The 12,296-nt window shown below is 48.6% G+C and carries 1 protein-coding gene; it reads right to left on the reverse strand.

Going from position 1 to position 12,296, the window contains the following annotated elements; translation table 11 throughout:
* On the reverse strand, nucleotides 1–12,296 hold a 12,296-nt coding region (locus tag Q1A18_RS18815), incomplete at both ends, for a PKD-like domain-containing protein (protein ID WP_299584638.1).

The raw sequence follows: 12,296 nt of genomic DNA on the forward strand, positions 1-12,296 counted from the left end.
GCAGAAACACTGATGGTTGATGCTGCGGCATCAGGACAAATAACTTCAAAACGAGGATCATCAATGTTTTTAATCCAAACGCGGATGGCGCACTCTGCTGAGTTTCCGGCAATATCGTAAAGCGTATAAGTAACTGTAGTAATGCCCACATTTAATTCGGCCTCGCTTACGTAATGAATACCCGTAGAAGGGCTGCTGCCTGTTGTAGCTCCCGTTAAGGTATAAACCAATCTGTCGATTCCGCAAGCATCAAAAATACCCGGATTTGGAACGTTGATGTCTTGCTTGCTACAGCCGTCTCCGGATACAAAATCTTCAAATAAATCGGGATTGCCCGCATTGGAACTTACCGGACAGGTAATGGTTGGAGGCACATCATCGCGCACGGTAAAGCTTGCAGTTGTTTCATCGGTATTTCCACAATCGTCGGTTACGGTAAAAGTTACTGTAATAGTATTATCGATACCATTACGCACCCAGCTTTGATCAACACTGTTTTCCGACCATTCCAGATCGGTATCGCAGTTATCCGTTGCGAGGGCACCGCCATAATCGTCCAACCAATTCTGGTAATCACTATTGGTTGAGGGGTCCTCGGCATAACAATCCGAAATTCCATTGGAGGCTTCCTGTCTAATAACCGGATCGGTGGTGTCATCCACGGTAATCCGCTGCGTACATTCCACAAAATTCCCACAAACATCTGTAGCCCGGTAAGTACGGGTAATAATCTCCGGACAGGTTCCGCCATCCGAAACGTCACCGACATGGGTAACGGTCACTGCCCCGGCGCAGTTATCGGTTGCTGAAACTGATGAAACATCCGCAGCAGGCACGTCGTCAACACACTGAACAGTCAGATCAGCCGGACAAGTAATCGTTGGCTCAAGATCATCAGCGACGGTGATAATCTGATCTTTACTGGTTGAGATACCACAATCATCAGTTACCGTCCAGGTACGGGTAATAATTAGTTCGCCGCCACAATCACCCGCTGCAGTCGCATCACTGTAATCGATATCCAAAATTGTCGAGCAATTATCAGTTGCATCATTCACACTTCCAGTTATGCCAACCGAAGCATCGTAGCTACAATCTGCCTTTCTGTAAATGGTGATATCGGCTGGTGCCGTAAACGTTGGAGCTTCAACATTGTCGGCTACCGTAATAACCTGCGTATGATTGGTCTCGTTGCCGCAATCATCGATCAAGCTCCAGTAGCGGGTAATGATCACTTCGCCTTCACAAGCTCCCGTGGTCTTTACATCATTAGAAGTTGCATTCAATCCAGTAGAGCAATTGTCTGCTTCATCAGTCACATCGCCAGTCACACTAACCGAAGCATCGTAATTGCAATCGGCATCCTTCGAAATCGTAATATCAGCAGGCACGGTAAACGTTGGTGCTGTTCGGTCCACAGGCCTGAAAAATTCCGGCGAATCACTACATTCAATGATCGTTCCCACCGGAGTCGGATCGCATAAAGCAGAGCTAATGTAGCGGGTTTTAATACGATAGCCGGCACAATTATCAGCTGGAGGTGTAAAATAATTACTCGATCCCCAGGTACTGCCACCGTCAAAGCTGTATTCAATGTCAAATCCATCAACCGTTGCCGGCGGAGTAACCTCAATATCTCCACACCCCTCATTAACAACAGGCATTTGGGCTACCGGATACACCACAAAGTTGGCTGAGCCAGTACAGTCCCCAGCAGGAGTTTCATAGGTAGCGACAAAACATCCTGCTTCGGAGGCCGTAAATTCGCCAGCCGAATTAATGGTTCCTCCACCGCTCACCGTCCAACTGCCATTTTCAGCACCGGTGTGCGTAAAGGTTACAGTACCACCAACACAGGTATTAGTCGTATAAACTTCCGGAAAGTTATACACATTGACCCAAACAGCTGTTGCCTCTCCCGGACACCCGGCAACATAAACGGTCAAGGTATATTCGGTTGTTGTTCCCGGTACCACAATAACCTCTGATCCCGAACCGCCAGGAATTTCATCTACCGGCCCCCACTCAAAAGTTGCATCTGCCGGAGGCGTGGGCAAGCCAATATCATCAACCGCCCAAACGCTGCAGCCCACGCCATCGTAATTGAAACGGATCTGTAAGTTGCTTGCACCAATATAGGCCGACATATCAACACCAACTTCATTAATAACATTCGGATTACCAGTGTTCAAATCACCGAAGTATTCTGCTAAAACAACGTTATAGGTATTTCCGCCATCCGTGGATAGCTCTATCTTTGCCGTACTTCCCGGTTCTAAATGATAAGCATGGGTAAAAGTCAGCTCGGCAGAAGACATGGTGGCAGGCAAACTGAAAACCGGGGTTTCCATCCAGGAGTTGACATCCCCATTTACAATGGAGAATTTCGTATTGTCTGATGTATCGTAAGTATCTCCACAGAAAACTTTAGGTCCATTGGTTTCTGCCCACGGCCCATTTTCCCGATTATTGGCGGCAGCCGGAAAAGGATGAATGGCTAGTCCATCTTCATAAACAGTCCAGCCTTTGGGGTTGGCAACATTGAAGGCTCCACCCGAAATAATGCCCAAGGTATCGGGCAAAATTTCGACGTTAGCTGTAAGTATCACGGGTTCACCGGCACATAAATCCCCCCGGGAAACGGTTATTTCAGGAGTAAATGCCGGGATAACAGTCACACGAGAAGTGCTTGAATAAACGTTACCGCAACTCGCATTTCCTACTAAAGCCGTAAACAGTGTCGTACTCGGTAAATCAGTATAATCATAACTCGTTACACCGGCTGTACCTGGAATAACACTCCAGGTATTTCCGCCATCAAGAGACTGCTCCCACTGGATGACATTGCCGGAATAGCCTTCCAAGGTCAACGTGCCGCTATTGGTTTCAGTACATACCGTAGAGATGCTGGGTGATATAAAACCACCGTCAGCGTAATAATCAACGGTAATCGTGCCAGTCTCAGAGGCATTCTGGCAAGGTCCCGTGGTCGTCAGGGTATAATTAAAGGTGCCCGGAGTGATCGGAGTTCCCGAAATCGTATAAACACCGCCACTGTAGGAACCGGTAACGCCATCAGGAAGATCTCCCGTTAACACAATGCCCGCTGCCGAACCACCCATCGTAAAGCTGATCGGTGCTATGGGCGTTCGCATACATACGGTTTGGTTGACATCACCCGAAGTCCAGGAGATCGTGGCATCTTCGGTCACTGTAATTTCTCCCGACAAGGACGCATCGGCACAACCCGATTCAGCCGTTACGGTAAATCCGTAGGTTCCCGGAGCAGTCGGCGTTCCGCTGATCGTAAACAGACCATTGGTGCTGTTGTAGCTTCCACTGATACCGGCAGGCGTTCCGTCATTCCAGCTAATCGATGCTCCACTTACATTCCCTCCAATCAGATAAGTGATTGTTTGCAACGGACTGTTGATACAAAGCATTGGATTCGGATTTCCCCCACCCAAGCTAATGGTCGCGTTACCTTCAACCGTTATGGTTCCGCTCCTTGCTGGATTTTCACATAGGCTACCTGTGGTCGTTACCGTATAATTGAACGTGCCCGTTTCGCTTGGTGTACCGGAAATAGTGAGCACACCACCGCTAAATGATTCGTTAACTCCTGCCGGAAGTGATCCAGTCAGCGTATAATTTGTTGCTGCTCCCCCAATCGTATAGGTAATTGCTGAGATTGCATTGTTGATACAAACTGTTCGGTCTTCTCCGACCTGAGGATCAATCGTCCCCTTAGTATTCACGCTGAGCAAGGCCGCCGTCGATGTGACCGAGGAACAGGTAAACCCGGCTGTTCCGGATATGACCACATCATAATTTCCGGCATCAGCTGTCGAAATATTTGTTAAAGTATAGGACGATGATGTTGCGCCGGGAATGGCAGTTCCGTTTTTCCGCCACTGGTAATTGAGCGGCACCCCATTGGCATCGGCAACAACATTGAAAATGACGTTTTCACCTTCACATTTCGTTTGTGATGCCGGCGGTGTGGAAATGGTAATGGCTGCATCAACGTTCAGCGTTACCGTATTGGAGGTCTTTGAAGAGCAAGGCGTCGCGCCGCTAACAACAACATAGTATTCTCCGTCGTCGGCCAAGCTTACTGAGGCAAAATGAAGGGTTGCTGATTCTGCTCCCGGAATTGGCGAATTATCTTTATACCACTGATAGCTTAAACCCGTTCCTACAGCGGCGACGGTCAAATCAGCCTGCTGGCCAACACATACCCCCGTATTAACCGGTTGGGTGGTAATAACGACAGCCCGGTTGACTGTAAATGTTGTTGTCGTATTGACAGAACTACAAGGCCCCGACGGGTCGTTGGTGGTCAGTCTTAAAGTTACCGTACCGTAGAAGTTGGCTGCCGGCGTAAAGCTTACGGCCTCAGGGGTGGATGTTTGAGCAATAGAACTAAGTGTCCCGTTTCCTGAGACGATGGACCAGGCAGCTGTTGAAGCACCACCTCCGATACTTGCATTGGAGAGAGTGATCGAACTCCCTTGACACAGCGGCCCATAAGCCCCTGCATCAGCGGTTGCCAAAGGATTAATGGTGACTTCAACCTCATCCCAAACGGCATCACAAGGACCTGCACCATCCGGATCAACACTGGTTAAAGTTAAAGTAACGGAGCCTGCTGTTAGATCAGCAGGGCTTGGCGTATAAATGGCATTGAATGCCGTTTCGTCATCAAATGAACCGGTGCCATTGCTTGTCCAGATCCCATTAGTAGCCGAACCACTAATTGAACCATTCAATGAAACAGCACCACCTTCACAGATGATTTGATCTGCTCCGGCAGCAACGACAGGCAGATGGTTAATTGTAATTTCCACCTCATCAGCAACCGCTTTACAAGGACCTGTTCCATCCGGATCGATACTGGTTAAAGTTAAAATAATGGAGCCTGCCGTTATATCAGCAGCGCTTGGAGTATAAATCGCATTTAAGGAACCTGCATCGTTAAACGAACCGGAACCGTTACTGGTCCAGCTTCCCGAACTAACCACTCCACTCACAGAACCGCTCAAACTAACGGTCTCATCTTCGCAAATGGTCTGGTCTTCTCCGGCAGCAACAACAGGCAGTGGGTTAATCGTAATGACGACATCGGCTTCAACAACATGGCATATCCCAGCCGGATCGTCACTCGTTAAGGTCAAGCTAACGGAGCCATCAGCAATATCTGCAGCGCTCGGCGTATAAATGGCATTTAACGAAGTGGCATCATCAAAGGAACCAGAACCGTCAGTTGACCAGGTTCCGGTATTTACCGCTCCGCTCACAGAACCGCTTAAACTTACATCCTCTCCTTCGCAAATGGTTTGATCTGTTCCAGCATCAACAACAGGCAGTGGATTGATGGTGATTACAACATCGTCTGCAACCTGGTTACATACTGCAGCATGATCTGTACTTGTCAAACTTAATGTTACTGACCCGGAAGCGATATCATCAGGGCCCGGCATATAAGTGGTATTCAAGGAAGTCGCACTACCAAACGCTCCATCACCACTGGTAGTCCAGATTCCCGAAGTAGCACCAATAGTCACAGTTCCATTCAAACTGACTACTTCATCCTCACAAATCGTTTGATCTGCTCCGGCATCAACAATCGCCAATGGCTCAACTGTTATTGTCGCAACTCCTGACACATTCTCAGCACAGCTTGGCTCCGTAGCCCAATCCACGCTCACAACGGTGTAAGTGGTGGTGGCAGTCAACGCCCCCGTATTTAAGCTGGCTGTTCCGCTTGCTCCAATGGCAATGGTCTGATTAGAAACGCCATCATGGTAGGTTACAATTGAATTGGGCTCCCCGGAAAATGTTATCGTTGAAGAAGCCCCCTCACAGATTGTCTCGGTGCCAGAGATGGTCGCAAACAGTTCAGGTCTGATCGTTAAAATCAAGTCATCAGTAGCGGGACCACAGGTGCCACGAGGATCATCGGTTGTAAAGGTGAGTGTCACAGAACCGGCTGTTCTATCTGCTGCACTTGGCGTATAGGTGCTTGAAACTTTATTAGGACTTCCAAAACTACCAGTTCCTGAAGTCGACCAGGAACCTTTGTTCTTGCTCGCAGCACCTCCAGGTGTTCCGTTAACGCTAATAGTCCCCTCATCGTGACAAATCGTTTGATCCGCTCCGGCATCAGCCGTGGCGTAATCACCTACAGAGACCTCCAGTTCAACACTTTCCAAACTTGTATTGCAGGCATTACTCGATTCAACCGAAACAAAGTACGTACCTTCTGAAACACCTGTGATATCAACAGTTATACTATTTGTACCTTCTCCGGAAACGATTATCCATCCCGAAGGTAAAATCCAGTTATAGCTCGTTGCATGAGTAACTGCTGTAACCGAATAGTTCAATAAAGTGGCCACAGAACACACAGACACATCACCTGTTGGAGCCGCAGGGGTCTCGGTGATCGGTTCATCAACCTGAAGCGTAACGCTATTGCTGGTTGCTCTATTCCCGCTGGTACAGGTTTCATCTGAAGTTAACACCACGTAAACCTCATCACCATGAGTCGGTGTGTAAGTATAAGTTGGACTATTATTCCCAACAGAAGAACCGGCGACAAACCATTCGTAGCTTGGATTTCCTCCTTCATTGACGGGTATTACAGTGAGGGTAACACTCTCGCCGGAACAAACAGGAGCTAGCTCTCCAAGACTGACACTAACATCCAGATTAGGATAGACGTCAATCGTATAAGTCGCTGAAGCAAATTCAGATCCACAACTGTTGTTGCTTGTCACAGTAAGGGTCAGCGTAACTGTTTTCCCAGCATCACCGGAAGCCGCATTATAGGTTGGACTAATAGTCGTTTCGGTACCTGCTGTAATTGAACCAGCACCATTATGAGTCCATAAAATTGTGCCATTACTTGCAGAGGCTCCACTCACAGTGGCAGTTCCATCTTCACAAATGGTTGCACTTCCACCAGCACTGGCGGTAGGCAGCGGATCAACAACGATGGTATAAGTAGCCGTTGCAGTCGCTGTTCCACAATTATTGTTACTGGTTACGGTCATGGTCAATGTAACCGAAGTTCCGGCATCACTGACAGCCGGCGTGTACGTTGGCGTCAAAGTGGTTCCGCCCGAAGTAATGGAGCCGGCTCCGTTATGAGTCCACAAAATTGTGCCATTGCTGGATGAAGCTCCACTGACCGTAGCCGTTTCATCCACACAAATTGTTTGGCTGCCTCCGGCAGAAGCGTTAGGTAACGGCTCAATGAGCACTGAAATCGCGGTTGGCGAAGCGCCCGTACAGCCATCACCATTGGTGTAATTAACCGAAACGGTTCCTGCTCCTGCCGATCCCCAGGTAATGACCACCGTATTATCGGCAGTACTCCCTCCGCTCGTCACTGAACCTCCGGCAACGGTCCAAACGTAATCGCTCATGCCGCTCTCAGTCGTATAAACATGCCCGGTAGCGTTTTCACAAACTGTCAGATCTCCTGAAATTACAGGAACAGGCAAAGGGTAAACAGTGATAGCGTAGGTGGCATCAGCCGTTGCTGAACCGCAATTATTGTCACTGGTCACGGTCATGGTCAGCGTCACGGTATTCCCGGCATCGCCAGCTCCGGGGGTGTATGTTGGAGTGCTTGTGTTTCCGTTGGTAATTGTACCAGCACCATTGTGGCTCCAGCTGATGTCACCATCTGTAGCAGTGGCTTCGCCTGAGCTCAAGGTATAGCTGTCATCCACACAGATAGCTGCGCTTCCAGTGGTTGATGCTGTTGGAAGAGCATCAATAAAGACGATGATTTCATTACTGTATGCCGGATTAGCAGCACAAAGGGCATTGGAAATCAGCACTAATCTTACCTGGTCGCCATCGTCAAGGATTGATGATGAGAACGAGTCATTGGTTTCACCAACGAGATCATTCCAATTGGTTCCACCATCGGTGGAAATTTGCCATTGATAGGTCGGATTTGTTCCACCACCAATAACCAGATCTGTTGTGAAGGTCATTTCAGCTCCTTCACAAACTGGGTTTTGTGATTCCAGGATATGAACTTCCGGCACAACAGTCGGATTCACCGTCATGGTAATCACATTACTCTCGATCGCACCTGGGCAAGGGGTGTCGGATGTAGTAACGACCAGCTTTATTTTCTCAGCATTATCAAGCGTAGCTGATGTAAAAGTTGTTCCGTTTTCTCCGGGAATATTGCTCCAGCTAGCACCACCATCATCAGAAATCTCCCATTGATAGGTAGCACCCGCTCCTTGATTGGCTACGTTCGATGAAAAAGTTACTTCTTCACCGTAACAGATGGTACCAGCCGGATCCCGGTCAATAGCGACTGTGGTAATGGGCTTAACCTCAATGGTTGCTGATCCGGTTAAGGGGGCTGAGCAAGCAGGAGAAGATTGGTAAGCCGCACTCACCAGCTCATAAACGAAGTTACCTTCCTGATTGATGGCTGCGGGTATAACGGTTGTTCCGCCTGCAGGAATGTTCTCCGTAAAATTAGCACCTTCGTTAATATTGTAGGTGACTGTTACCGGTAAATCCACCAGGTTCGTAAAAGTAATATCCGGATTTTCCACACCGTAACAGATGGTGGCATCGCCATCAATCGTCACTAATGGGGTCGGATTAACAGTAACGGTCATGGTTTGCCCGACACCAGCACAATTACTGGTCGATGGGGTAACAATATAAGTGGCCGTTTGAACAAAATTCGAAGAATTGGTCAACGTACCGGTAATCCCAGAACCGCTTCCTGTTACCGTTCCCGAAATCTCGGCTGGAACATTATCAGCCACGATACTATAAGTTGTCCCTGATGGAATGATTCCATTCGCCCCATTGGCCGGTGTAAACGTAAAGGCCTTATCGTCACAGACTGTTACCTGCAACGGTTGTAGCGAAGGCATTGGATTAACGGTTACAACCACGGAGAAGACAATTCCGGGGCAGCCCTCGGCAGAAGTTGGTGTTACGGTATAGGTAACGGTTTTGGCCGTATTGGTCGAATTAGTCAGCGTTCCGCTAATACTCGTCTCATCCGTTCCGGCTTGTGTTCCGGTGATCCCAGAAACACTGGGTGCCGACCAGCTGTAGGTCGTTCCTGTCGGTACCACATTTCCATCTGCTCCATCCGCTGGCGTCAAATCAAAACCTTCGCCACTACAGATCGTGGCAGTCATCGGATTGATAGCCGGCTTGGGATTAACAGTAACCGTGAGGGTGAAAGGAGTTCCCGAGCAGCCTCCCACCGAAGGAGTAATCGTATAAACGACATCAATGGCAGCACTCGTCGTGTTGGTCAATGTACCACTGATACTTGATGCCCCACCTCCCGCAACAGCACCGGTAATACCCGCTACACTTGGAGCCGACCAGGTATAGCTTGTTCCCAAAGGTACAATATTCCCATTGGTTCCGTCAGCCGGAGTACGGGAGAAACTTTCGCCACTACAAATCGTGGCTGTCATTGGAGCGATGGCAGGGGCCGGTTTAACGGTAACATCCAGCAGAAAGGGCTCTCCTTTACAAGTTCCGGCTGTTGGGGTAACCGTATAGCTTACTGTTTGGGCCGTATTGGTATTGTTCGTCAGTGTTCCACTGATACTTGGTCCGCTTCCGGCTTCAGCTCCTGACACCCCTCCGTCATCGGTCACCACCCACTCGTAAGTTGTCCCCACAGGAACAATTCCATGCGTGATATTCGCCGGACTAACATTAAAAGGAACTCCGCTACACCGGCTCGCGGTCATATCATCAATAGCCGGCTCCGGTGTAACCGTAACTTTCAGTTCAAAATTATCTCCCCTACACCCGCTGAACAAAGGGTAAACCGAATAAACAACGAATTGTTCTATATTGGTCGTATTGGATAGCGTACCGGTTATATTGTCGCCACTTCCTGCTTGTGCCCCCGAAATTCCTCCGGTTGAAGATTGAATCGACCATTCATAACTTGTGCCAGTCGGCACTACCCCATCGTCTCCATCAACAGGCGACACATCAAAAGTACCACTGTTACAAATAGCCTCGGCTAAATCATCAATATCAGGCTTCGGGTTGAGGAGCACCTGAGCGGTGATCGGGTCTCCAACACAACCATTGGCTGTTGGCGTAATGGTAAAGGTAACAGTCAGCGGTTCATTCGTTGTATTCACTAAGGTTCCGTTAATATTTCCGGTGCCGGATTCGTCAACACCAACCGCATCGGTCATATTATCCCTTGTCCAGCTATAAGTTGTTCCTCCGGTTTCACTATCAAGCACAATCTGACTGAAGGCCACCCCGGAGCAACGGGACTGCCAAGCCGGTGTTGCTGTAGCAACAGGCTTGGGATTAACGATAACCCTAGCTGGTATTGGAGTCCCCGGACATCCGTTGTAGGTCGGGGTAATGGTAAAGGTAACCATCAACGGCGAACTGCCCGTATTCGTTAAAGATCCGCTAATCGTGTTGCCGGAGCCGGAGCTTGCGATATCAGTCGGAACCCCCGATACATTATCCCGTGTCCAGGTGAACGTTGTTCCTGCAGGACTGCCAGTGATCACAATCGGATCAATTGTTTCACCGGTACAGATCGATTGGCTTTGCCGATTGACGGATGCCGTGGGTATCGGATTAACGACTACGCTTACTGATCCTGTGATTGTTTTCGAACAGGAGGGTGTCGTTTGGAAGGCCACACTGCCCAATGCGTAAACAAAAGTTCCTGCCGTGGTGGTCGGAACAGCCACCGGTGCTGTACCATTCGCGGATACACCAATCGTTTGCGGCGAACCATTTCTGGTATAGGTGATGGTAACAGGCAAGGAAAGCGGATTGGTAAAAGTGACTATCGGCGATGGTGTATTCATACACGCCTGAGTATTATCAACACGAATCGAAGCTTTTAGCTCCGGACGCACGGTAATCGTAAAGGTTTCCGAATTTCCTTCACAACCATTGGCGTAAGGAGTAACCGTTATTGTACTCGATATCGGGCTGCTACCGGCATTCGTTGTTGTAAACGAAGGAAGATTCCCGGTTCCGCTAGTACTTCCTAAGCCTATAGCAGGATTACTACTGGTCCACTCAAAAGTTGTGCCCGGAACTGATCCCGAAAACACGATCGACGCAACATTCGAATCGTAACAATAGGTCTTATCAGTAATCGCATTCACCGTTGGTGTTGGGTGTACCGTAATAGTGGCCGATTCGCTAAGCGCATTGGTACAAGCAGGCCCCGATGAATACCCCACACTTTCCAATCGATAAGCGAAATCTCCGGCACTGCTCGTTGCCTGTGAAACGATCGCTTCATCAAGAGGATCGATGTTAACCGTTGTTGATCCGGCATTGTTGATCGTATAGGTAACCGTAACCGGTAAGTCCATGGGGTTCCTTATCGTTACCGCGGGGAGCGGAGAATCATTCTGGCAAACAGCTGTTGTTCCATGAATCGTTGCCCTTGGTGTTGGACGAACCGTAACTGAAACCGAAGCAGTCGCCGTACATCCATTCGCATCCGTAACAACAACGGAATAACTTCCGCTTGCTACCGTTGTAACATTATTGATTACCGGATTCTGCAAAGTTGAAGTAAAGCCGTTTGGTCCTGTCCAGGAATACACATAATTAGCTGTTCCACCTGATGGCGTGGCGGATAAAGCCAGATTATCGTCTTCGCAGATAACAGGATCTGAGTTGGCTGCAATTGTAAGAAGATCCGGAATTGTTATTTGGTAACTGCACTTGGCCTCATTACCGGCCGCATCAATAACTGTGTATTCAATGGTCGTTGTTCCCCTGCTAAAAGTGTAAGTACCGATAGCGCCGCTTTCAGCGTCGTTCGTATCCCCAGTCATTATCCAATTAACACTTGTCACTCCGCAATTATCATCGTAAACAGGAGCCGCCACATTTATTGTTCCTGAACATGCGGAACTTCCTGTAGCTGTATAAGACGATGGACAGCTGATCGTTGGGTTTTCATTGTCTTCTACCGTAACCACAGCTGTACAGGTAGAAGTATTACCATGTTCATCGGTAACCGTTAGTCTGATTGTATTGGAGCCAAGGTCATTGCAGTCGAAATTTGTCTGATCAAGAGCAAAGGTCAGATTGGCTGAAGCCGTGCAGTTATCATTGCTTCCGTTATCAATGTCAGATCCAGTAATTGTAACATTTCCTGTCGCATCCAACTGAACAGTGATGTTCTGGCAAACTGCTATCGGATCAACAGTATCTTCAATTGTTACTGTTGCTGTGCACGTTGAGCTATTTCCATTATTGTCGGTTACTGT

Origin of the sequence: uncultured Sunxiuqinia sp., from assembly GCF_947495665.1 — a bacterium.
Classification (GTDB): domain Bacteria; phylum Bacteroidota; class Bacteroidia; order Bacteroidales; family Prolixibacteraceae; genus Sunxiuqinia; species Sunxiuqinia rutila.